The organism is Roseateles sp. P5_E8, from assembly GCF_054177665.1.
On record NZ_JBGCUM010000032.1, the window covers coordinates 39,498 to 61,066 of the forward strand.

The 21,569-nt window shown below is 68.6% G+C and carries 28 protein-coding genes; 18 read left to right on the forward strand and 10 right to left on the reverse strand.

Going from position 1 to position 21,569, the window contains the following annotated elements; translation table 11 throughout:
* Positions 1–142: 142 nt before the first annotated feature.
* Both ACXRVZ_RS17980 and ACXRVZ_RS17985 read left to right on the forward strand, forming a co-directional pair.
* Positions 143–946, forward strand: a complete 804-nt coding sequence (locus ACXRVZ_RS17980; protein ID WP_457423312.1) for an alpha/beta hydrolase — start codon at positions 143–145, stop codon at positions 944–946.
* 78 nt (positions 947–1,024) lie between these two features.
* On the forward strand, positions 1,025–1,858 hold the full coding sequence (locus ACXRVZ_RS17985; protein WP_457423314.1) for an alpha/beta hydrolase: 834 nt from the start codon (positions 1,025–1,027) through the stop codon (positions 1,856–1,858).
* Between the two features lie 29 nt (positions 1,859–1,887).
* On the opposite strand, the gene ACXRVZ_RS17990 is transcribed toward ACXRVZ_RS17985, so the two are convergent.
* The gene (locus ACXRVZ_RS17990; RefSeq protein WP_458232659.1) at positions 1,888–2,706 is read right to left on the reverse strand and encodes a crotonase/enoyl-CoA hydratase family protein; all 819 of its coding nucleotides are present in this window, start codon (positions 2,704–2,706) and stop codon (positions 1,888–1,890) included.
* A 7-nt stretch (positions 2,707–2,713) separates the two neighbouring features.
* Entirely contained in the window at positions 2,714–2,974 is a 261-nt protein-coding gene (locus ACXRVZ_RS17995; RefSeq protein ID WP_457423318.1) for a hypothetical protein, read from the reverse strand.
* A gap of 6 nt (positions 2,975–2,980) precedes the next feature.
* On the opposite strand from ACXRVZ_RS17995, the gene ureE reads away from it, so the two are divergent.
* From ureE to ACXRVZ_RS18020, 5 genes are all read left to right on the forward strand, one after another.
* A complete protein-coding gene (gene ureE, locus ACXRVZ_RS18000; protein WP_457423320.1) occupies positions 2,981–3,604 on the forward strand; it encodes an urease accessory protein UreE in 624 nt (207 codons plus the stop codon).
* Complete coding sequence (locus tag ACXRVZ_RS18005; protein ID WP_457423322.1) at positions 3,588–4,271, forward strand: urease accessory protein UreF; 684 nt, start codon at positions 3,588–3,590, stop codon at positions 4,269–4,271. The genes ureE and ACXRVZ_RS18005 overlap by 17 nt, the downstream gene beginning before the upstream one ends.
* On the forward strand, positions 4,268–4,918 hold the full coding sequence (ureG, locus tag ACXRVZ_RS18010) for an urease accessory protein UreG (protein ID WP_457423324.1): 651 nt from the start codon (positions 4,268–4,270) through the stop codon (positions 4,916–4,918). The genes ACXRVZ_RS18005 and ureG overlap by 4 nt, the downstream gene beginning before the upstream one ends.
* Positions 4,911–5,759, forward strand: coding sequence for an urease accessory protein UreD (locus ACXRVZ_RS18015; RefSeq protein ID WP_457423326.1), 849 nt, complete (start codon positions 4,911–4,913; stop codon positions 5,757–5,759). Before ureG ends, ACXRVZ_RS18015 begins: the two co-directional genes overlap by 8 nt.
* Before the next feature lie 154 nt (positions 5,760–5,913).
* Positions 5,914–6,108 (forward strand): hypothetical protein, encoded by a 195-nt coding sequence (locus tag ACXRVZ_RS18020; RefSeq protein WP_458232660.1) that lies wholly within the window; start codon positions 5,914–5,916, stop codon positions 6,106–6,108.
* Positions 6,109–6,157: 49 nt separating this feature from the next.
* Here the strand turns inward: ACXRVZ_RS18020 and ACXRVZ_RS18025 are convergent, their stop codons facing one another.
* From ACXRVZ_RS18025 to ACXRVZ_RS18045, 5 genes are all read right to left on the reverse strand, one after another.
* The gene (locus tag ACXRVZ_RS18025) at positions 6,158–6,925 is read right to left on the reverse strand and encodes a TerC family protein (RefSeq protein ID WP_458232661.1); all 768 of its coding nucleotides are present in this window, start codon (positions 6,923–6,925) and stop codon (positions 6,158–6,160) included.
* A gap of 108 nt (positions 6,926–7,033) precedes the next feature.
* A complete protein-coding gene (locus tag ACXRVZ_RS18030) occupies positions 7,034–8,011 on the reverse strand; it encodes a GlxA family transcriptional regulator (RefSeq protein ID WP_457423332.1) in 978 nt (325 codons plus the stop codon).
* On the reverse strand, positions 8,004–8,582 hold the full coding sequence (locus ACXRVZ_RS18035; protein WP_457423334.1) for a cysteine hydrolase family protein: 579 nt from the start codon (positions 8,580–8,582) through the stop codon (positions 8,004–8,006). Before ACXRVZ_RS18035 ends, ACXRVZ_RS18030 begins: the two co-directional genes overlap by 8 nt.
* An 88-nt stretch (positions 8,583–8,670) precedes the next feature.
* Positions 8,671–9,684, reverse strand: coding sequence for a 2-dehydropantoate 2-reductase (locus ACXRVZ_RS18040; RefSeq protein ID WP_458232662.1), 1,014 nt, complete (start codon positions 9,682–9,684; stop codon positions 8,671–8,673).
* Between the two features lie 11 nt (positions 9,685–9,695).
* Positions 9,696–10,232, reverse strand: a complete 537-nt coding sequence (locus tag ACXRVZ_RS18045; RefSeq protein ID WP_457423338.1) for an Mpo1 family 2-hydroxy fatty acid dioxygenase — start codon at positions 10,230–10,232, stop codon at positions 9,696–9,698.
* Between the two features lie 94 nt (positions 10,233–10,326).
* Between ACXRVZ_RS18045 and ACXRVZ_RS18050 the strand changes: the two genes are divergently transcribed.
* Positions 10,327–10,932 (forward strand): YceI family protein, encoded by a 606-nt coding sequence (locus tag ACXRVZ_RS18050; RefSeq protein WP_458232663.1) that lies wholly within the window; start codon positions 10,327–10,329, stop codon positions 10,930–10,932.
* Here the strand turns inward: ACXRVZ_RS18050 and ACXRVZ_RS18055 are convergent.
* From ACXRVZ_RS18055 to moaA, 3 genes are read right to left on the reverse strand one after another with little or no spacing between them, the layout of a single operon-like run.
* Positions 10,921–11,439: an N-acetyltransferase family protein gene (locus ACXRVZ_RS18055; protein ID WP_457423342.1), complete on the reverse strand. Its 519-nt coding sequence runs from the start codon at positions 11,437–11,439 to the stop codon at positions 10,921–10,923. The genes ACXRVZ_RS18050 and ACXRVZ_RS18055 overlap by 12 nt on opposite strands.
* On the reverse strand, positions 11,439–11,996 hold the full coding sequence (mobA, locus tag ACXRVZ_RS18060; protein ID WP_457423344.1) for a molybdenum cofactor guanylyltransferase MobA: 558 nt from the start codon (positions 11,994–11,996) through the stop codon (positions 11,439–11,441). The genes ACXRVZ_RS18055 and mobA overlap by 1 nt, the downstream gene beginning before the upstream one ends.
* Positions 11,989–13,101 carry a GTP 3',8-cyclase MoaA gene (moaA, locus tag ACXRVZ_RS18065; protein WP_457423346.1) on the reverse strand — a complete coding sequence of 371 codons (1,113 nt, stop codon included), beginning with the start codon at positions 13,099–13,101 and terminating at the stop codon, positions 11,989–11,991. Before moaA ends, mobA begins: the two co-directional genes overlap by 8 nt.
* 75 nt (positions 13,102–13,176) lie before the next feature.
* Between moaA and ACXRVZ_RS18070 the strand changes: the two genes are divergently transcribed.
* From ACXRVZ_RS18070 to ACXRVZ_RS18115, 10 genes are all read left to right on the forward strand, one after another.
* Positions 13,177–14,130, forward strand: a complete 954-nt coding sequence (locus ACXRVZ_RS18070; RefSeq protein WP_457423348.1) for a carbohydrate kinase family protein — start codon at positions 13,177–13,179, stop codon at positions 14,128–14,130.
* Between the two features lie 75 nt (positions 14,131–14,205).
* Complete coding sequence (locus ACXRVZ_RS18075; protein ID WP_457423350.1) at positions 14,206–15,009, forward strand: enoyl-CoA hydratase-related protein; 804 nt, start codon at positions 14,206–14,208, stop codon at positions 15,007–15,009.
* Positions 15,009–15,434, forward strand: coding sequence for a hydroxyphenylacetyl-CoA thioesterase PaaI (paaI, locus tag ACXRVZ_RS18080; RefSeq protein ID WP_457423351.1), 426 nt, complete (start codon positions 15,009–15,011; stop codon positions 15,432–15,434). The genes ACXRVZ_RS18075 and paaI overlap by 1 nt, the downstream gene beginning before the upstream one ends.
* Positions 15,431–16,732 (forward strand): phenylacetate--CoA ligase PaaK, encoded by a 1,302-nt coding sequence (gene paaK / locus ACXRVZ_RS18085; protein ID WP_458232664.1) that lies wholly within the window; start codon positions 15,431–15,433, stop codon positions 16,730–16,732. Before paaI ends, paaK begins: the two co-directional genes overlap by 4 nt.
* Position 16,733: 1 nt before the next feature.
* A complete protein-coding gene (paaA, locus tag ACXRVZ_RS18090; protein ID WP_457423355.1) occupies positions 16,734–17,738 on the forward strand; it encodes a 1,2-phenylacetyl-CoA epoxidase subunit PaaA in 1,005 nt (334 codons plus the stop codon).
* Positions 17,738–18,031, forward strand: coding sequence for a 1,2-phenylacetyl-CoA epoxidase subunit PaaB (paaB, locus tag ACXRVZ_RS18095; RefSeq protein WP_457423357.1), 294 nt, complete (start codon positions 17,738–17,740; stop codon positions 18,029–18,031). Before paaA ends, paaB begins: the two co-directional genes overlap by 1 nt.
* Positions 18,031–18,795, forward strand: a complete 765-nt coding sequence (gene paaC / locus ACXRVZ_RS18100; protein ID WP_457423359.1) for a 1,2-phenylacetyl-CoA epoxidase subunit PaaC — start codon at positions 18,031–18,033, stop codon at positions 18,793–18,795. Before paaB ends, paaC begins: the two co-directional genes overlap by 1 nt.
* A complete protein-coding gene (gene paaD, locus ACXRVZ_RS18105; RefSeq protein WP_457423361.1) occupies positions 18,795–19,262 on the forward strand; it encodes a 1,2-phenylacetyl-CoA epoxidase subunit PaaD in 468 nt (155 codons plus the stop codon). Before paaC ends, paaD begins: the two co-directional genes overlap by 1 nt.
* Before the next feature lie 4 nt (positions 19,263–19,266).
* Positions 19,267–20,325, forward strand: coding sequence for a 1,2-phenylacetyl-CoA epoxidase subunit PaaE (paaE, locus tag ACXRVZ_RS18110; protein WP_457423363.1), 1,059 nt, complete (start codon positions 19,267–19,269; stop codon positions 20,323–20,325).
* Between the two features lie 617 nt (positions 20,326–20,942).
* On the forward strand, positions 20,943–21,560 hold the full coding sequence (locus ACXRVZ_RS18115; protein WP_457423365.1) for a TetR/AcrR family transcriptional regulator: 618 nt from the start codon (positions 20,943–20,945) through the stop codon (positions 21,558–21,560).
* Positions 21,561–21,569: the final 9 nt, after the last annotated feature.

Here is a 21,569-nt window from a genome sequence, read left to right on the forward strand (position 1 = left end):
GTGACGGTGGGGCTGCGAGCGCGCAGAGGCGGTCGCGCATGACCTTCGCCTGAGGCGCTGCTCGATCCTAAGCTCGCCGCCCACACACCGTGTGCCTGCGCCAGTTGAGCTGGGCAGCGCCCCAAGGAACCCAAGGGAGCCCATGCTCAAACGCCTTTCGCTGCTGTTGACCCTCGCCTGCCTGCTTGGTGCCTGTCGCTTCGGCGCCGCGGTCGAAGTCCCCGCAGCTGCGGCTTCGGGCGCCTCGGCGCCTGCCCATGCCTATGCCGGCACGGTGGAGCGCGGCAAGGCCATCACGTCAAAGATCACGGGCATCATCTACCCGTACCACGTCTATCTGCCGGAGCACTACGCCACCTCGGGCAAGCGCTACGACGTCATGTACACGACCGACGGGCAATGGACCTTCCCGGCGTTCTCGCGGATGCTGGACCAGCGCCGCAAGCCGATGATCCTGATCAGCATCGAGCAGGGCGGGGAGGACCGCCGCGCCACCGACTACACCGCCAAGGGCGCGCCGGCCTATGCGCGCTTCCTGAAGGAGGAACTGGCGCCGCTGATCGAGCGCAGCTACCGCACGACCGACGTGCGTTCGTACGCGGGCACGTCGCTGGGTGGGCTGTTGGGCGCGCTGATGCTGAGCACTGAGGACGCGACGACGCCGTTGTTCAGGAACTACCTGCTGTTCGACGGCTCGTTCTTCATGCTGACCGACAGCAACCTCAAGGACGAGGACGCCCGCTTTGCGGCCAGCCACCGCCTGCCAGTGCGTCTGTTCGTGACGGGCGCGATGAGGCAAGGCAACGAGCGCGACGTGGCCACATTGGCGGCCCGCTACCAGGCCCGGCCCTATGTGGGCTTGCAGGTGCATCACAAGAACTTCGACGTGACGCATTTCGGCATCGCCGATCCGTCCTTCGATTGGGCGATCGACCTGATTGACTAGGCCACGCTCTGCGTATGCTTCGCGCCTGATGACCTTGCCGCCTGAGCAGGGAGCAGTCCTCGACCGGAGACAACCCGCGTGAACCTCGTGCCCCAAAGCCTGTCAGGCCTGTTGCGCCGTCTGCCGCTGCTGAGTCTTGCCTGCCTGCTTTGCGCCTGCGGTGGCGGCGGCTCGACCGAGACGACGCCGCAGCTCGCCCAGCCTGCCGCGTCGGCGCCTGCGTATGTCTATGCCGGCACGGTCGAGCGCGACAAGTCCATCACGTCAAAGATCACGGGCATCACCTACCCGTATCACGTCTACCTGCCGGAGAACTACGCGACCTCGGGCAAGAGCTACCCCGTCATGTATGCGACGGACGGGCAGTGGAGTTTTCCGGCGTTCTCGCAGATGCTGGACAAGCGCCGCAAGGCCATGATCCTGGTGAACATCGAGCAGGGGCCGCCCGACCGCAGGGCCATCGACTACACGGTGAATGGTGCGCCGGCCTATGGCCGCTTCCTGAAGGAGGAGCTGGCGCCGCTGATCGAGGCCGGCTACCGCACGACGGGCGTGCGCAGCTTCTCGGGCACGTCCTATGGCGGGCTGCTGGGTTCCATCCTGCTGAGCAACGAGGACGTGGGCACGCCCTTCTTCAGGAACTACCTGCTGTTCGACGGCTCCTTCTGGGCGCTGACAACCAAGAACATCCTGGACGAGCAGGCCCGCTTTGCGGCCAGCCCCCGCCTGCCCGTGCGCCTGATCCTGACCAGCGCGAACGCGCCCGGCAACGTCAACGACGTGCTCGCCTTCGAGGCGCGCTACAGGAGCCGGGCCTATGCGGACCTGCTGATTCAGCGCAAGGACTTCAACATCGCGCACAACGATGTGGGTGATCCGTCGTTCGACTGGGCGATTGATCTGATCGACTAGGGCCTTCGACGTCAGGCCAGGGGTGCCGTTCAGTCCCGGAAGCTTGGCGTGCCTTTGCCGGCCATCATGGCCTTCGTCAGGTCCTCGCTCATCAGCATGGCTGCGTTCCAGGTCGCGATGTAGTTGAGGCCGTCGGCCACCGAGTGGTCGCGCGCGTAGTTCAGCTGTTCCTTGGTGCCGCGGATGGACAGCGGCGACTTGGCGGCAATGCTCGCGGCGATCTCGCGCACACCAGCGCCCAGCGCCTCGCGGCTGTCGAACACGCGGTTGACCAGACCGATCTCGCGCGCCTCGGCTGCCTCCACGCGCCGGCCCGTGTAGGCCAGCTCGCGCACCAGGCCTTGGGAGCCGATGAGCTTGGGCAGGCGCTGCAGCGTGCCCACGTCGGCCACCATGCCGATGTCGATCTCCTTGATGGAGAAGTAGGCGTCGGCCGAGCAGTAGCGCATGTCGGCCGCGCAGATCAGGTCGATGCCGCCGCCCACGCAGGCGCCGTGGATGGCCGCGAGCACGGGCTTGCGGCAGCGCTCCAGGCTGGTGAGGGTGTCCTGCATGTCCAGGATGACGAGGCGCAGGCTCTCGCGCGTGCGGCCGTCGCAGGGGTCGGCGATCTGCGGAGCGATGCCCATCATCATGGCCAGGTCGATGCCGGCGGTGAAGTGACGGCCTTCGCCCTCCAGCACCGCCACGCGCACCTCGGCCTGGCCGTCGATCCAGTCGAACGCACGGCGGATGTCCTGCCACATCGTCGCGTTCATCGCGTTGGCCTTGTCCGGCCGGTTCAGGCGGACGGTGGCGATGTGGTCCTGGATGGAGAGGGTGAGGGTGTCGAGCGTGGGCGAGGTCATGGGCGAGTCAGCATTGAGGAGTGTTGTGGAGCGGGGTGTCATCCGGGCTCGGCTGCGCGGGTGTGAGCCGTATGCCGTGCGGGGTTTCGGTGAGCAGGACGGTGTCTCCCTCCGCCAGCCGAAGGCGCGCCAACACGTCCTCTGGCAGCGCGAGCCCCAGCGAGCCTTCTGGTGACCCAGGAACTTCAACGAGTTGAACGATGCCCATGTGTGCTGCTCCTTTTGGCGGCTGCATCGACAATCGATGCAGACCGGCCTGATTTTTCATCGAACCATGCACACCTATTCCAAACGTCTTCCCCAAGGCGGCGGCCTTGCCGCCGTACTGCTCAAGCGCGCGCCTGCGCTCGAACTCGACTGGGATACCCGCAGCAAGAGCCGCTTCGGCGCCACGGACAGCACGGGGCGCGAGGTGGCCATCGTGTTGCCGCGCGGGACGGCGCTGCGCGGCGGCGACGTGCTGGTAGGCGAGGACGGCTCGCTGCTGCGCGTCATCGCCTCGCCCCAGCCCGTGCTGCAGGTGCGCCACTGCGCCGAGCACGGCTCGCCCTTCGATCTGCTGCGCGCCGCCTACCACCTCGGCAACCGCCATGTGCCGCTGGAGCTGCAGCCAGACCTGCTGCAGTTCGAGCCCGACCCGGTGCTGGCTGACATGCTGCGCCGCCAGCACCTGATCGTCACCGAGGCGCAGGCGGCCTTCGAGCCCGAGGGCGGGGCCTATGGCGAGGGTGCCGGCCACGGCCATCACCATCATGACCACGGGCATGACCATCACGAGCACGCCGCCGCGCCGGCGCCCGTGCGCAAGCCGCTGACCATTCCCGTCAAGGCACACGACGAAGGCCATGTGCACGGCCCGGGCTGCGGTCACGACCACGGCCATGACCACAAGCACTGAGGCCTCGCTGCTGCACCTGCTCTGGTTGGCCTCGCCGGCGCTGCCGGTCGGCGGCTTCAGCTACTCAGAGGGCCTGGAGGCGGCCGTCGACGCCGGCATCGTGCACGACGAGACCAGCGCCGGCGACTGGCTGCTGAACCAGCTTGAACTCGTGCAGGCGCGCGCCGAGCTGCCAGTGGCCGCCGCCGCGCATGCCGCCACGCTGGCGCTCGACGGTGAGCGCCTGGCCGAACTCAACGCCTGGACGCTGCAGACGCGCGAGACCAGCGAGAGCCTGCAGCAGGCCCAGCAGATGGGTCGCAGCCTGGTCGTGTGGATGCAGGGCCTGATCCCGGATGCCGCCGTGCTGCCGCTGCTGCAAGCGCTCAAGCCCGCGCCGACCTGGCCGGTCGTCATGGGCGCCGTGGCCGCGTCGCGTGGCGCGGCGCTACAGCCGGCGCTGCAGGCCATCGCCTTCGGCTGGGCCGAGAACCTGATGCAGGCCGCCGTGCGCAGCGTGCCGCTGGGGCAGACGGCCGGGCAGCGCCTGCTGGCACGCCTCGTGCACGCCATTCCGCCAGCCGTTGAGACCGCGCTGGCCGAATCCGAACCCTTGGCCTTTGCGCCCTTGCTCGGCATCCACGGCGCCCGCCACGAAACCCAATATTCGAGACTGTTCCGCTCATGACTTCAGCACCTTTGCACGCCATCCCCAACCGCACCAAGAAACTGCCGCCGCTGCGCGTGGGCGTGGGTGGCCCGGTGGGTTCGGGCAAGACCACGCTGGTGGAGATGCTCTGCAAGACCATGCGTGACCGCTGGGACCTGGTCGTCGTCACCAACGACATCTACACCAAGGAAGACCAGCGCCTGCTGACCGTGGCCGGCGCGCTGGCGCCCGAACGCATCATGGGCGTGGAGACCGGCGGCTGCCCGCACACCGCCATCCGCGAGGACTGCTCCATCAACCTCGAAGCGGTGGACCGCATGCTGGACAAGTTCCCCGACGCGGACATCGTCTTCGTCGAGAGCGGCGGCGACAACCTCGCGGCCACCTTCAGCCCCGAGCTGAGCGACCTGACCATCTACGTCATCGACGTGGCGGCCGGCGAGAAGATTCCGCGCAAGGGCGGCCCCGGCATCACCAAGAGCGACCTCTTCGTCATCAACAAGACCGACCTCGCGCCGCATGTGGGCGCCGACCTGGACGTGATGCGCAGCGACACCGCGCGCATGCGGCCGGTGAAGCCCTGGGTCATGACCAACCTCAAGACCCGTGACGGCCTGGCCGAGGTGGTCGCCTTCATCGAGAAGAAGGGTCTGCTGGTTGACTGACCCCGTCCGCTGGCCCGCGCGGCTGACGCTGAACGCCGCGCGTGACGGCTCGGGCGCGACCCGAGTGCATGCCCGCCACGACGGCCCGCTGCGGCTGCTGAAGACGCTCTACCCGGAATCCACGCGCATCGCCCACGCGGTGCTCGTGCACCCGCCCGGCGGCCTGGTGGGCGGCGATCGGCTCGACATCCAGATCGATGTCGAAGCCGGCGCGCATCTGCTTGTTACCACGCCGGCCGCAACGCGCTTCTACCGCTCCAACGCGGGCGAGGCGGCGCAGGTCGTGCATGCCCGCGTGGGTGAAGGCGCGCGGCTGGAATGGTTGCCGCAGGAGACGCTGGCCTACCCCAGCTGCATTGCGCGCAACGAGGTCAGGCTCAGCCTGGCGCCCGGCGCCAGCCTGTTCGCGACCGAGGTGCTGGGCCTGGGCCTGCCGGCGGCGAGCCAGCCCTTTGATGCCGGCAAGCTGCTGCAGCACCTGGAGATCACCGGCCAGTGGCTGGACCGCGGGTGGCTGGATGCAGCCGACAAGGCCTTGCTGGATGGGCCATGCGGCCTGGCGGGCCACCGCGTGCTGGGCACGCTGGCCTATGCGCAGACCGTTCCGTTGGCAGATGCCGAGGCACTGCTGGCCGACAGCCGTGCGCTGCTGGCCGAGGTGCCCGACGTGCCGCTCAGTGGCATCACCCATCTGGCCAGCCTGCGTGGCGCCGTGCTGCTGATGCGCGTCATCGGCGACGAGGTCGAGGACGTCACGCTGGCGCTGCGGCGGGTGCGGTCGCTGTGGCGCGAGCGGCTGTGGGCGTTGCCGGGCAGCGATCCGCGCATCTGGGCGACCTGATGCCGCCGCGCGCAAGCGCCGGCAACCGACGTGCCCGCCTCGTGGCGTCCTACAGGCGATGTAGGGCGCCAGCGGTGTACTCCAGCCACGGCGGCATGACCGCCGGTCCCAACAATGTCTGGAGGTTCGTATGAACGGTTTGCGTGCAATCGCCTTGGCCCTGATCGTCGGTGGCGTGCTCGCGCTGGCTTACGGCGGGTTCTCGTACACGGATGAAAAGACCGCAGCCAAGATCGGCCCGCTGGAGATCAACGTCAAGGAGACGAAGTCCGTCAACATCCCCATCTGGCTGGGCATCGCCGGCATCGTCGGCGGCGTGCTGGTGCTGGTGGGCGCGGGCAAGCGCTGAGGCAGTTCCCACGCTTCGCCGCCGCGCTCATGCGAGGCGGCGAGCCTGATTACTCGTCGTCGCCGCCTGGCATCCGCTGGCGCAGCTTGACCTTGGTGGTGGCCTTCTTGCGCATCTTGATGTTCATCATCTCGACGCCCAGCGAGAAGGCCATGGCGAAGTAGATGTAGCCCTTGGGCACATGGTGGCCGAAGCCCTCGGCCACGAGCACCACGCCGACGACGACCAAGAAGCTCAGCGCCAGCATCTTGATGGTGGGGTGGTTGGACACGAAGCGGCCGATGGGCCCGGCGAACAGCATCATCAGCGCGACCGAGCAGATGACGGCGCCGATCATGATGCGCACGTCGTCGACCATGCCGACGGCGGTGATGATGGAGTCCAGCGAGAAGACCAGGTCGATGACCATGATCTGCAGGATGACCGACGCGAAGGCGGCCTTGGCCGCACCGCCGGCGCCGTGGCTCTCGTCCTCGCCTTCCAGCGAGCCGTGGATCTCGCCGGTGCTCTTCCAGATCAGGAACAGGCCACCGCCGATGAGGATGAGGTCGCGCCCCGAGATGGGCTTGTCGAAGACGGGCAGCGTGAACAGCGGCTCCACCATGCCGACGATCCAGGCCAGCATCATCAGCAGGCCGATGCGCATGAACATGGCCATGAACAGGCCCAGGCGCCGCGCGGTCTCCTGCCGTTCCTTGGGCAGCTTGTCGACCAGGATGCTGATGAAGATGATGTTGTCTATGCCCAGCACCAGCTCCAGCGCGGTCAGCGTGGCGAGGGCGATCCAGGTCTGCGGGTCGGTCAGCAGTTCAAGCATGGCGGGCGGTCCGTGGTGAGCCCCAGATTGTCGCCAGCGCCCGCCGCAGCGTCGACATTCACAACCTGAACGTCGCTTCGGTTTTCCGGTGGGTATCGTGACGGGAGCCTAGGCCTGCTGCTGCCGCGCGCCCGAGGGCGTGCCCGGCCAGCCGGCCGCCGCCCAGGCGCGGCGCAATTGCAGCTCCGAGTTGAAGCCGGCCGCGTCGCTGGCCGCAGCCACGCTGGCGCCGGCCTGCAGCGTGTTGCGCGCCACGGCCAGGCGCACGCCGCGCAGATAGGCCTGCGGGCTGGTGCCGGCATGCTGGGCGAACAGCCGGCTCAGGGTTCTCGGCGTCGTGGCGGCGAGCGCGGCCATGCGCTCCAGCGGCCAGTCCTCGGCGGGCGCCAGGCTCAGCGCGTCCTGCACGCGGTGCAGCCTCGTGTTCAGGTGCTGGCGGTGCGCCAGCAGCGGCGAGAGCTCGGGGTCGGCAGGGCCACGCCTCAGCGCCACGGCCATCTGCTCCGCCACACGAGCGGCAACCAGTTCGCCCGCATGCTCGGCGACGAGGTGCAGGGCCAGGTCGATGCCGGCCGTCACGCCGGCGCTGGTGAAGACTTCGCCATCCTGCACGAAGACGCGGTCCTGCATCACCGTCGCCCCTGGGGCCAGGCGGGCGAGGTCGTCCAAGTGCTGATGGTGGGTCGTGGCGCGGCGGCCGTCGAGCAGGCCGGCGCGGGCCGCGAGCAGTGCGCCCGAGCACACCGTGACGAGGCGCAGCCCCGGCCGCCCCGGGGCCAGGCGCGCCAGCCAGGCGAGCAGCTCCCGCTGCGGCGCCCGCCGGGCCTCCGCCGCCGAGGTGCGGCCGATGAGGACGATCCAGCTTCCTTCGGGCAGCGCCACCGGCAGCGGCTCCAGTGCCTGCAGCTGGATGCCGACCGAGCCGGTGGACGCAGCCTGCACACCGGCAAAGCGCAGTGCAAAGGGCGCGACGGCCAGCTTCAGCTCGGCGATCTGCAGGCTGGCCAGCCGCAGCGCCTCGGCCGGTCCAGCCCAGTCGAGGACGAGGCTGTCGTCCTGCAGGACGAAGACCACCTGTTTAGGCAAGGGCTGTTTCCTCTTGCATCACGGCCTCGAGCGCCGCTTCGGCATCCAGCACGCGGGCGAAGCGCCCGTCCAGCACGGTGGCCGTGCGGGCACGCAGTTGGGCGGGCGTCAGCGGCGAACCGTCGGGTTGGAACATCGTGAACGTGAGTGTCGCCTCGGGCACGTAGATGACGTCCCAACCCAGGTCCGACGCATGCCGCGTCGTCGTCTCGCAGCATTGCTCGGTGCGGATGCCGCTGATGACGAGGCGGCGCACGCCCTGCTGGGTCAGCCACACGTCCAGGCCGCTGCCGATGAGGGCGCTGTGGCGGGTCTTGTTCACGGTGACGGCGGCCTGGAAGTCGCGCAGGCCTTCCAGCGGGCGGACGAGGCCGCTCTCCAGGCTGAAGGGGTCGGCGCCGGTCGCGTCGGGCTGCACATGGAAGACGCGCACGATGGGCAGGCCGGCGGCCTCGAAGCCCTCGATGAGCCGGTTCTGCGCGGCGAGGTAGGCCGGCACCTCGGCGGGTTCGAAATAGGGCCGGTGAGCGAAGGACTGCTGAGCGTCGATGACGATGAGGGCGGTGGTCATGGTGAGGCCTCTGGTGCGTTGAAGAGGCCCTCAGTGTTCCGCCACCATGCAACGCCCGCCACGCGCTGGCAGACGGAGATGGATCAATTCAGGACAAGCCCAGCGCACTCAGCAATTCGGCCGGCGAGTAAGGCCGGCGGCGCTTGGGGCTGGCTTCGACGAGGGCCTGCATGCGCGCATTCCGCGGCGCGCTGCGGTGCAGGCTCTGAGCCAGGCGTACGACCTCTCCGCAGAGCGCGTCAATCTCCGTCGTGCGGCCTGCGCTCAGGTCGTCGGCCATGCTGGAGCGCGCCTGGGCGTCGATGCGCAGCATGCGCGCGGCGGCAAGGCGGAACAGCGGCGTGGGCAGGCGCAGCATCATCAGCAGACGGCGTGGTGGCAACGGCGTGAGCTGGGCGACGGGGCGCTGCGCGGCGTCCAGCAGATCCAGCGCCTCCTGCTGCAGCGCGGCCAGCACGCGCCGGTAGCCGCGCTCGAGCAACTCTTCGCGCAGCGGCCGGCCGGAGAGGGCGTTGACGGGGTTGTTCAGGTTCAGCAGCAGCTTGCCCCATTGCACGGGTGCCAGGTCGGCGTGCAGCTTCAGCGGCATGCCGACGCGGGCCAGCGCGGTCTGCCAGGCGGCCAGCGCGACGTCGGCCGCGCCACCCTCGGCCGCCAGGGCGCCGGCGGTGCCGCGGTGGTAGTGGCCGGCGCTGAGCTCGGCAATGTTGAAGGGGACCATGCCCGCGTGCCAGCGCAGCTGCGGCGCGACGGCACGGGCCTGGGCCGCGTTGGCGATGCCGTTCTGCAGGCTGATGACCGTGCTGCCCTCGGGCAAGGTCAGGGCAAGAGCGGTGGCCGCTTCGGCGGTGGCGCCGGACTTCACGCACAGCAGCACCAGGTCGGGCTTGAGGCCGGCGGGCGCTTCCTCATGCAGGCGCAGCTGCAGCGGCGGGATGCGGCGGTCCAGGCCGTCCTGGTCCGTCAGGCGCAGGCCGTTCTTGCGCAGGCCGGCCAGCACACGCGGGCGGCCGACAAAGTGGACGGGCACGCCGGCCAGTTGCGTCAGGCCGCCGATGAAGCAGCCTACGGAGCCGGCGCCCATGACGAGAACGCCGGTCATGCGCTGCGCGCTTACGGGTGAGCCAGGTCGCGCAGGTGCGTCGGGCCGACGCGGCGTTCGATTTCCGCAAGCAGCGGACGGCCCCAGCCGAGCATGAACATGGCCTCGCCGACGACGAACATCGGGCCGACGAGCAGGCCGACGAGGTCGTCCACAAACGCGGGCTTCTTGCCTTCGTAGTAATGGCCGACGAACTGGAACACCCAGCCGACGACGAAGCTGCCCACGCCGATGGCCAGCCAGCTCGTGAATGAACCTTGGGCCGCGATCATGGCCAGGGCGGTCAGCACACCGTTGACGGCGGCCGTGGCGGCACCCAGCACGAGGTTGCCGCGCGTCAGATACCAAAGTGCCGACAGCGCCCACAGCACGATGGCAGCGTTCATCGGCGTGTTGCCGACATCGAACTCGGCGCGGGCGAGCAGGGCGCTGATCGCGAAGACGATGAGCGGGATGCCGATGAAGTGGGTCGTGATGTTGCGGCGGTCGCGGTGATAGGCCGCGTACTGCGTCATCAGTTCAAGGGCGGGGCGAAACAGACTGGCCATGTTGGGGCTCCGACGAGGAGATGGTGGCTATGCTAGTCCAGCCCGGTGCGAGAACGTCGCGCTTTGGTGCCCAAAACCTCCGCAGATTCCCCAGTTGAGCCCACAAACGACAGGCCGCCGACCGCTGTTGATCGCCCTGGCCACGCTGGCCGGCTGCGCCGACGTCGCCCCGGTGACACCGCCGTCGGTCGATGGCGACAACGAGTTGCGCGTGCTCGTCTACCGCGGCGGCACGGCCGCGAGGCTGGGCCACAACCATGTCTTGCGCGCCGCCGACCTGCGCGTGGACTGGCCCGCCGCCGGGCCGGTATTGCGCTTTCGCCTGGACTCGCTGGCCGTTGACCCGCCGGGCTTGCGTGCCCGCCTGGGCGAGGCCTTTGCCAGCGCGGTGGACGACGAGGCCCGCGCCGGCACGCGCGCCAACCTGCTGAAGGCGCTGGATGCTGCGGCCCACCCCGAGGTGGTCGTGCGCACGCTGCAGCAGTTGGGTGAGGGCGGGCGGCGCGCGGTGGAGGCCGACATCACGCTGCATGGCGTCACGCGGCGGCAGTGGTTCGTGGCCGAGGTGGCGGGGCGGCGCGCGCGCGGCGAGCTCGTCATCCGGCAAAGCGACTTCGGCATCCAGCCCTTCACGGTGCTGGGCGGGCTGCTGGCGGTGCAGGACGCGCTGATCGTGCAGTTCCAGTTGCTACAGCCTTAGCAGCATCAGGTCCTTGTCCAGCCTGCGGCCATCCGGCAGGCGTATCGCGTCCGGCAGGCGACCGTAGCGCGTGAAGCCGACGCTCTCGTACAGGCCCACAGCGGCGCGGTTGCTGCTGGTGACGCTGAGCGTGACCTGAGCCAGCCCGGCCGTGGCCTGCAGGCGGGCGATGGTGGCACCCAGCAGCGCCCGGCCCGTGCCCCGGCCGCGGTGGGTGTCGGCCACCATCATGCCGACGAGATGGGCGATGTGATTCACCTTGCGGCGGGGCTCACGTTCGCAGGTCAGCCCGCCAATGACACGCGTGCCGTCCAGGGCCAGCAGCGTGAACAGCGTGGCGCCGCCCATGCCACCGGCCAGGCGGCTGCGGTAGCTGGCCAGGTCGCGATGGCACTCGGTCTCGGCGTCCGACGTGAAGGCCTCGGGGTGGCCGGTCAGCATGGCGTCGCGCAGCGCCTTGTAGGCGAGCAGGTCGGGCTCCAGCATGGGGCGGATGGCGATGTGCATCAGGCCAGGTCCGACAGGTGGTTGAGGTTGGCAAAGGCGGCCTCGTCGTCGAAGTGCGCGACGCCGTGGGGCTGGGCCAGCATCCAGCGCAGCACCGCGCGGCCGCCGCCTTGCAGGTGGGCGGCGAGCGGTGCGCGCAGGCGCGCGTGCAGCAGCGCATGCGTCGGGTGCTCGCGGTCCGCCTGGGCGAAGGCCAGGCCGTGCGTCTCGGCCTGTGCCAGCAGTCGTTCGGCCAGGTCCGGCGGCAGGCGAGGGCAGTCGCACGGCGCGGTCAGCAGCCAGGCGTCGTCGGGAATGGCGGCCAGGCCGGCCAGCATGCCGGCGAGCGGGCCGGCGAATTCGAGGCCGGGCGGGTCGGTGAGGGCGGGATGGCCGAAGGCGGCATAGGCATCGAGGTTGCGGTTGGCGCTAATGAGCAGCTTGCCGGCCTGCGGTGCCAGGCGGGCTATGACGTGCGACACCAGCGGCCGGCCGTCCAGCAGCTGCAAGCCCTTGTCCACGCCGCCCATGCGCGTGCCGCGACCGCCGGCGAGGACGAGCGCGTAAAACTCAGCCACCGATGTAATGCATCTCGACGCGCGGTTCGGCGATGGCGGCAGCCGTGCCACGCAACTGCGAGTAGCGGTCGTCGCGCCCGGTCCACACGCCGGCGATGGCGCTTGCCAGCTGGCCATCGCTGACCGGCTCCACCCCGCGCAGCAGCCCGCGCAAGTCATGCCCGCGCGTTGCGAACAGGCAGGTGTAGAGCCGCCCCTCGGTCGACAGCCGGGCGCGGTTGCAGTCGCTGCAGAAGGCCTGGGTCACGCTGGAGATGAAGCCCACCTCGCCGCTGCCGTCGGCATAGGCCCAGCGCTCGGCCGTCTCGCCCGGCGCGCTGTGCGACAGCGGCGCCAGCGCCCACTCGGCGGCGATGCGGCGCTGCACTTCGGCCGAAGGCAAGACCTGGTCCATGCGCCAGCCATTGGTGGCGCCCACGTCCATGAATTCGATGAAGCGCAGCACGACGCCCCCACCGTAGTTCTCCCTGAAGTGGCGCGCCATCGGCAGGATCTGGTCGTCGTTGACGCCGCGCTGCACGACCATGTTGACCTTGATCGGCCCCAGGCCCGCGTCTTGCGCGGCGCGGATACCGGCCAGCACGTCGGCGACGGGGAAGCCGACGTCGTTCATGCGCTGGAAGACAGCGTCGTCCAGTCCGTCCAGACTGACCGTCAGGCGCTTGAGCCCCGCCGCCTTCAACGAGGCGGCCTTCTTGACCAGCGTGGAGCCGTTGGTCGTCAGCGTCAGGTCCAGCTCTCGGCCATCGGGCGTGCGCAGTTCGGCCAGCATGGCGATCAGCGATTCCAGCCCGCGGCGCAGCGTTGGCTCGCCGCCGGTGATGCGAAGCTTTTCGACGCCCAGGCCCGTGAAGGTGCGCGCCAGCCGCGTGATCTCCTCAAAACTGAGGAGGTCGGCATGGGGCAGGAATTCGTGGTGCTTGTCGAACACCTGCTTGGGCATGCAGTAGCTGCAGCGGAAATTGCAGCGGTCCGTCACCGAGATGCGCAGGTCGCGCAGCGGCCGGCCCAATGAATCGGCCAGCAGCTGGCCGGGCCGCGCGACATGCGGCGGCGGCGCGCGCATCGAGCGGGCGTCATGCAGGGGAATCACGCGGGCGGGCATAGGGGCTAATTGTGTCAGCCGGCGGAACCCCGAGGGGCTTGCGGTGGCATCGCGGGCGGGTTTGAATGGGCGGCAATGACTCAGATCCTGCACCCCGACCTGCCGCATTTCATTTCCTTCGGTGAGGCATTGACGGATCTTGTCCGCACGGGGCCGGACCGATGGCGCAGCGCCAGCGGCGGCTCGCCGTGGAACGTGGCGGTGGCGATGTCGACGCTGGGCCAGTTGAGCGCCTTTGCCGGCGCCATCAGCCGCGACCCCTTCGGCGCCGAGATCTGGCAGGCCAGCCAGGAGGCCCACCTCGACATGCGCTTCATCCAGCAGTTGCCGCGCCCGCCGCTGCTGGCCGTGCAGCATGAACTGGACCCGCCGCGCCACTTCCTCATTGGCCAGGACAGCGCCGACCTGCATTTCCGCCCCGAGGGCCTGCCCGCCGGCTGGTCGCGCTCGCTGCGCTGGGCGCATTTCGGCAGCCTGAGCCTGGTGCGCGAGCCGCTGGCGGGGCGGCTGCTGGCGCTGGCCGAGGCGCTGAAGGGCGAGGGCCGGCTCATCAGCTATGCCCCCAACTTCTGCTCGCCGCCGATGGACGCGAGCTATGACGACACGCTGGAGCAGATGTGCCGGCTGGCCGATGTGATCAAGGTGTCGGACGAAGACCTGCGCGGCCTTTTCCGGGTGCCGGACTACCGCTCCGGACTCGCCCAGATCGCGGCCTGGAACCCCGGCAGTTGGCTGCTGCTGACGCGCGCTGAAGGGGGCATGCCAGCTGGCACGACGCTGTACCACGGCGTGGAGGAATGCAGCGGCCTGCCGCCGCACGTGGACGTGGTGGACAGCGTGGGTGCGGGCGACGCGGCCATGGCCGGTCTGCTGGACAGCCTGATGCGCGACGCCGGCGCGCCGGTGGAACAGCACCTGCGCTGGGCGCTGGCTGCGGGCTCGGCGGCCTGCACGGCGCCGGGCTTTGCGCCGCCTCGGGCGGGGCTGGTGGCGGCGCTGGCCGAAGCTGTCGAGATCGACAAAAACTAGGGTATTCCCTTGGTTCCCTTGAACCGGATTGGATCGGCCTCTACGATTAACCGACCGGTCGGTAGGGAAACGCCAATGTCCGAAGTCTTGATCCAGAACGAGCAGCACGGCGCCGTGCGCCTGCTGCGCTTGAACCGCCCCGAGGCGTTGAATGCCTTCACGGCCACCATGCTGGTCCAGTTGCGCCAGGCGCTGGAGGCTGCCGCCGAGGACGCGGCGACGCGCTGCGTGCTGATCACCGGCGCGGGCCGCGCCTTCAGTGCCGGCCAGGACCTGGCCGATCCGCATGTGGCGCCCAGCCGCGAGCTGGATGCCGCGCCCAAGGACATCGGCCACATGCTGGAGCACTACTACATCCCGCTGGCGCTGCGGCTGCGCAGCCTGCCGGTGCCGGTGGTGGCTGCCGTCAACGGCGTGGCGGCCGGCGCCGGCGCCAACCTGGCGCTGAGCTGTGACCTGGTGGTGGCGGCGGAGAGCGCGAGTTTCATCCAGGCGTTCGCCCGCATCGGGCTCATTCCCGACTGCGGCGGCACCTGGCTGCTGCCGCGGCTGGTGGGCCGCGCCAAGGCGCTGGAGCTGGCGCTGTTGGGCGACAAGCTCAAGGCCGCAGAGGCAGAGCGCCTGGGCCTGATCTCGCGCCTGGTGCCCGATGCCGAGCTGCAGGACGCCGCCATGGCGCTGGCGCAGAGGCTGGCCGGCATGCCGACCCGCGCCCTCGTCGAGACGCGCCGCGCGCTGGATGACGCGATGAAGCTGGAGTACGAGCCGGCACTCAAGCGCGAGGCGGCGCTGCAAAGCCAACTGGGCTTTGCGCACGACTATCTCGAAGGCGTCGCGGCCTTCATGGACAAGCGCAAGCCCGAGTTCAAGGACCGGTGATGGACGCACAGGCCATTGCCGAAAAGGTCCGCGACGTCATGCTCGCGGACGATGCCGCAACCAAGATGCTGGGCATGCAGATCGCCGAGGTCGGGCCCGGCCGCGCCGTCGTCACGATGGCGGTGCGGGCCGACATGCTGAACGGCTTCGCCATCTGCCACGGCGGGCTGATCGCGACGCTGGCGGACTCAGCCTTCGCCTTTGCCTGCAACGCCCGCAACGCGCTGACGGTGGCGTCAGGCTTTGGCATCGACATCCTCAAGAGCGCCAAGCTCGGCGACCTGCTGACGGCCACGGCGGAGGAAACCTCGCTGGCCGGCCGCACGGGGCTGTACGACATTGCGGTACGGAACCAGCACGGCGATCTGATTGCCATGTTCCGCGGCCGCTCCTACCGTCTCGGCGAACGAAAGGTTTTTGAATGAGAACCCCACGCCCCGGTGAGCTGGACCCCATCGAGACCGCCAGCCGCGACGAGCTGCAGGCGCTGCAGCTCGAACGCCTGCGCTGGAGCCTGCTGCACGCCTACGACAAGGTGCCGCACTACAAGGCAAAGTTCGACGAAGCCGGCGTGCATCCGTCCGACCTGAAGACGCTGGCCGATCTCGCCAAGTTCCCTTTCACGACCAAGCAGGACCTGCGCGCCAACTACCCGTTCGGCATGTTCGCCCTGCAGCGCCAGCAACTGGCGCGCATCCATGCGTCGTCCGGCACCACGGGCAAGCCCACGGTCGTCGGCTACACGCTCCAGGACATCGACCACTGGGCCAACTTGGTCGCGCGCTCCATCCGCGCTGCGGGCGGCCGCGCGGGCGACCTGGTGCATGTGGCCTATGGCTATGGCCTGTTCACCGGCGGCCTGGGCGCGCACTACGGCGCGGAGCGGCTGGGCTGCACCGTCATCCCGATGAGCGGCGGCCAGACCGAGAAGCAGGTGCAGCTCATCACCGACTTCAAGCCCGACATCATCATGGTGACGCCCAGCTATATGCAGGTGCTGGTGGAGGAGTTCACCCGCCAGGGGCTGGACGCGCGCGAGTCGTCGCTGAAGGTCGGCATCTTCGGCGCCGAGCCCTGGACCGAGGCGATGCGCAAGGACATCGAGGCCAGTGCCGGCATCGACGCGGTGGACATCTACGGCCTGTCCGAAGTCATGGGCCCGGGCGTGGCCAGCGAGTGCGTCGAGAGCAAGGACGGCCCCGTCGTCTGGGAAGACCATTTCTACCCCGAGATCATCGACCCCGAGACGGGCGAGGTGCTACCGGACGGGTCTGAGGGCGAACTGGTCTTCACCTCGCTCAGCAAGGAAGCAATGCCCGTCATCCGCTACCGCACGCGCGACCTGACGCGCCTGCTGCCGCCCACCTCACGCAGCATGCGGCGCATGGGCAAGATCGTCGGCCGCAGCGACGACATGCTCATCATCCGTGGCGTCAACCTGTTTCCGACGCAGGTCGAGGAACTGGTGCTGCAGGAGAAGGGGCTGGGCGGGCAGTACCAATTGGTGGTCAGCCGCGACGGGGCGCTGGACGAGCTGGTGATCCGCTGCGAGCTGGCGCTGGGCGCCGCCGACGACGGCATCGCCAAGCGCCTGTCCGAGCGCATCAAGAACCTGATCGGCGTGACGGCGACTGTTCAAGTCGAGCCGAACAACGCCATCGAACGCACGCTGGTCGGCAAGGCCCGGCGCGTCGTTGACAACCGCATAAAGCAAGGAGCTTGAGATGTACACGCAAGCGATGGATCTGATGGCCCGCGAGGCCAAGCCGAAGGTGGTGAAGTCCGCCGAGGAACTCGCACGAGAAGAAGCCTTCGAGGCCCGCATCGACGCCGGTGACTTCATCGAGGCCAAGGACTGGATGCCCGAGCACTACCGCAAGACGCTCGTGCGCCAGATCAGCCAGCACGCGCATAGCGAGATCGTCGGCATGCTGCCCGAGGGCAACTGGATCACGCGCGCCCCAACGCTCAAGCGCAAGGCCATCCTGCTGGCCAAGGTGCAGGACGAGGGTGGCCACGGCCTCTACCTCTATGCCGCCGCCGAGACGCTGGGCACCAGCCGCGACGAGATGACCGAGGCCCTGCTTTCGGGCAAAGCCAAGTACAGCTCCATCTTCAACTACCCGACGCTGACCTGGGCCGACATCGGCGTCATTGGCTGGCTGGTGGACGGCGCGGCCATCATGAACCAGGTGCCGCTGTGCAGGTGTTCGTATGCGCCGTATGCGCGGGCCATGATCCGCGTCTGCCGCGAGGAGAGCTTCCACCAGCGCCAGGGCTACGAGAGCCTGCTGACGATGATGAGCAAGGGCACTGCCCAGCAGAAGGCCATGGTGCAGGACGCGGTGAACCGCTGGTGGTGGCCGTCGCTGATGATGTTCGGCCCGGCGGACAAGGACTCGCCCAACTCCGAGCAGAGCATGCGCTGGGGTATCAAGCGCGTCACCAACGACCAGCTGCGCCAGAAGTTCGTCGACGCGACGATTCCGCAGGCCGACATCCTGGGCGTGACCGTGCCCGACCCGGCGCTGAAATGGAACGCCGAGCGTGACGCCTATGACTTCGGTGACATCGACTGGAGCGAGTTCTGGCGCGTGGTGGGCGGCGAAGGCCCCTGCAACCGCGAGCGGCTGGCCGCCCGCAACAAGGCCTGGGACGACGGCGCCTGGGTGCGCGATGCGGCGCTGGCCCATGCGCGCAAGCAAGCCGTTCAACAAGAGGCAGCGTGATGAGCAATCCGAAGAACGAATGGCCGCTTTGGGAAGTGTTCGTCCGCAGCAAGGCCGGCCTGGACCACAAGCACTGCGGCAGCCTGCATGCGGCCGATGCGCCCATGGCCATCCAGATGGCGCGCGACGTCTACACGCGCCGCCAGGAAGGCACCAGCATCTGGGTCGTGCGCTCCGAGCAGATCGTCGCCAGCGACCCGGCCGAGAAGGGCAGCCTGTTCGATCCGGCCGATGACAAGGTCTATCGCCATCCGACGTTCTATGAACTGCCGGACGAACTGAACCACATGTGATGGACGCCAAGTTCAACTACGTGCTCCGCCTGGCGGACACCTGCCTCATCCACAGCCAGCGGCTGTCCGAATGGGCCGGCCATGCGCCGGTGCTGGAGGAAGATCTGGCCCTGTCCAACATCGCGCTGGACCTGTTGGGCCAGGCGCGTGCGCTACTGACCTACGCCGGTCAACTCGAAGGCGCCGGCCGCGATGAAGACCAGCTCGCCTTCCTGCGCGAGGAGCGCGACTACCGCAACGTCGTGTTGGCCGAACTGCCCAATGCAGCGGGCAGCCCCAGCGATGGGGGCGGTGGACGCGACTTTGCGTTCACCACGGTGCGCAATGCGGCCATGGCCCTCTGGCTGGAACTGCTGTTTGATCGCCTGCAGACCAGCCTCGACGCCGAGCTGGCCGGCATTGCCGCCAAGTCGCTGAAGGAAGTGCGCTACCACCGTCAGCACAGCAGCGACTGGGTCGTGCGCCTGGGCGACGGGACGGACGATTCCAGGGCGCGCATGCAGGCTGCGCTGAATGTGCTGTGGCCCTACTTCAACGAGCTGTTCGCCGCCGAGGGCGTCGACGGCGTCGGCCCGGGCTGGAACGAGCTGGAGCCGGAATGGCGCGCCCGCTGGGCCACGCTGATGCAGGAAGCCTGCTTGAGCCTGCCGCGCGAAAGCGCCATGCAGCCGCGCGGCATTGATGGCATCCACAGCGAGCACATGGGCCACATGCTGGCGACGATGCAGCATCTGCAGCGCAGCTATCCGGGCGGTACTTGGTAATGAACCTCTCTGCCGCCCGCGCCAAGCTCAACGCGGTGCCCGACCCCGAGATCCCGGCGGTCAGCCTCGTGGAGTTGGGCATCGTGCGTGACCTGCGCGAAACAGCGTCGGGTGTCGAGGTGGTGCTGACGCCCACCTACAGCGGCTGCCCCGCCACCGAGCTGATTGCCGACGACGTGCGCGCGGCGCTGAGCGAGTTCGGCGACGTGACCGTGACCATGCAGCGCGCGCCGGCCTGGAGCACCGACTGGATCACGCCCGAGGGCCGCGAGAAATTGCAGCAATACGGCATCGTGCCGCCGCAGTGCAGCGGCGAGCAGGCCATCCTCATCGTGCCGCGGCTGCGCTGCCCGCGTTGCGACAGCGGCCGCACGGAGCAGCTGTCGCGTTTTGGTTCGACCGCGTGCAAGTCCACCTGGCGCTGTATCGAGTGCCTCGAACCCTTCGAATACTTCAAACCCATTTAGGCCGATGGCATTGCACTTCCACCCCCTGCGCGTCACCTCCGTCGAGCGAGACACCGACGACGCGATGGTCGTCGGCTTCGAGGCGCCCATCGACGGCTTCGCCTTCGAGCCCGGCCAGTACCTGACGCTGCGCGCCAGCGTCGGCAGTCAGGAGTTGCGCCGCAGCTACTCCATCTGCTCCGACCGCCGGCTGCAGGTCGGCATCCGCCGCGTCGACGGCGGTGCGTTCTCAACCTGGGTGCACGAGCAGCTCAAGGCCGGCGACGTCATCGAGTCCTACCCGCCGCAGGGTCGCTTCGTGTTGCCCGCAGCCAGCGAAGGCCGCCATGTGCTGTTCATCGCCGGCGGCTCGGGCATCACGCCCATCATTGCCCTGCTGACCGCTCTGCTGGTGCGTGAACCCACGGCCCGCGCGACACTGATCTATGCCAACCGCCGCACCGCGTCGACGATGTTCAAGGAAGAACTCGAAGACCTGAAGAACCGCTTCATGACGCGCCTGTCCCTGCACCTCGTCTTCAGCCGCGAGGTGGTGGACGCGCCGCTGTACGGCGGGCGGCTGGACGCGGGCAAGCTCAGCGCCTTCCTGACCGGGCCGGTGCCGGCGGCGACGTTGGACGAGGTGTTCATCTGCGGGCCGTTCGAGATGAACGACCAGGCGGAAGCGGCGCTGCTCGGTCATGGCGTGCCGGCCGAGCGCATCCATATCGAGCGCTTCGGCACGCCGGAGACCTTGAGTGGCCGGCCGGTGCCGCATGAGGTCAAGCCGGGCGATGCGCCCCAGGCCCGCGTGACCGTCATCCGCGACGGGCTGTCGCGCGAGATCGAGTTTTTCTCGACCGACCCGAGCCTGCTCGACGCCGCGGCGCGCGAGGGGATGGATGTGCCGTTCTCGTGCAAGAGCGGTGTGTGCTCGACATGCCGCTGCAAGCTGGTAGAGGGCGAGGTGAGGATGGACAAGAACTTTGCGCTCGACAAGGCGGAGGTGGCGGCCGGGTTCATCCTGAGTTGCCAGGCGCATCCGTTGACGGAGCGGGTGGTGATTTCGTTTGATGAGCGCTGAGATGAGGCGCTCGAGCCGCTTTGGCTTTTTGGCCAGGCCCAGCCGGGGGTTCGTCCCGGCGGCCGACCTACTTTTTGCGCCGCCAAAAAGTAGGCAAAAAGCTCTCCCCTGCGAAACCGCCCCTGCGGGGTGCCCTGCGATGCTCGAAGCCCGAGGCTCGCGCAGAACTCACTTCGCTACGCTGCGTTCAGACAACTGCGCTAAGTCAGTCGTCGAAGCGTGCTTCGCACGCGCCTCGGGCTTCTGCGCTTCTCGGCGGTTTAGAAGGGGAGGCTCCCAAACAGCCGCAACAGCCAACAGCCAAGCCCGAAAGCCGGGCGGTGGATGTATTTCGTATGCCCCCTTTAGCCCCGCCGAGGAACGGAAGACCCGAAGCCCGCGAGCGAAGCTCGCCTCAAAAACTGACTCGCGACGCTTGTTTGAGCAGAGCGTAGCGACGCGAGTTCGGCGCGGGGCTTCGGGGCTGAGTACCGCAGGGGACCCCGAAGGGGCGGGGCGGTCGGGGGGAGCTTTTTGCCTACTTTTTGGCGGCCCAAAAAGTAGGTCGCCCGCCGGGGCGAACTCCCGGCATGGGCCTCGCCACAAAGCCACCGCTGCACAAGCGGGAGCCCACTGAAATGCCTAGAAAAAGAGCCCCCACCTTCGACGCCCAACGCGCCGACATCCTCGCAGCAGCAGCAGCTTTGTTCGCCGACCAAGGCTTCTCCGCCACGTCGATGAACCAGGTTGCCGAGGCCTGCGGTGTTGCCAAGCCCACGCTGTATCACTACTTCGAGGACAAGCAGGCCCTGCTCGCGCAGATCTGCGACAGCCACGTCCACGCGCTGCTGGCGTTGGTCAACGAGGTGAAAGCGCAGCAACTCCCACCCGACGAGCAACTTCGCGCGCTCATCCACAACTTCACCCGCGCCTATGCCGGCGCGCAGGCCCAGCACCAGGTGCTCACCAGCGAGATCAAGTTCCTCGCCGAGACCGAGCGCGGGCGCCTGCTGGACGTTGAACGTCGCGTCGTCAACGAGTTCGCCGCAGCCCTGTCCCTGGTGCGCCCCGAGCTGAAAGACGCCAAGCTGCACAAGCCACTGACCATGCTGCTTTTTGGCATGATCAACTGGACCTTCACCTGGCTGCGGCCCGATGGCGAGCTGTCGCACGACGCGCTCGCAGCCCTGGTCAGCGACCTGTTCTTCGGCGGCCTCGGCGCGGTTCAACTGCGCCAGCCCGCCCTCATTTCATAACCCCGAGGA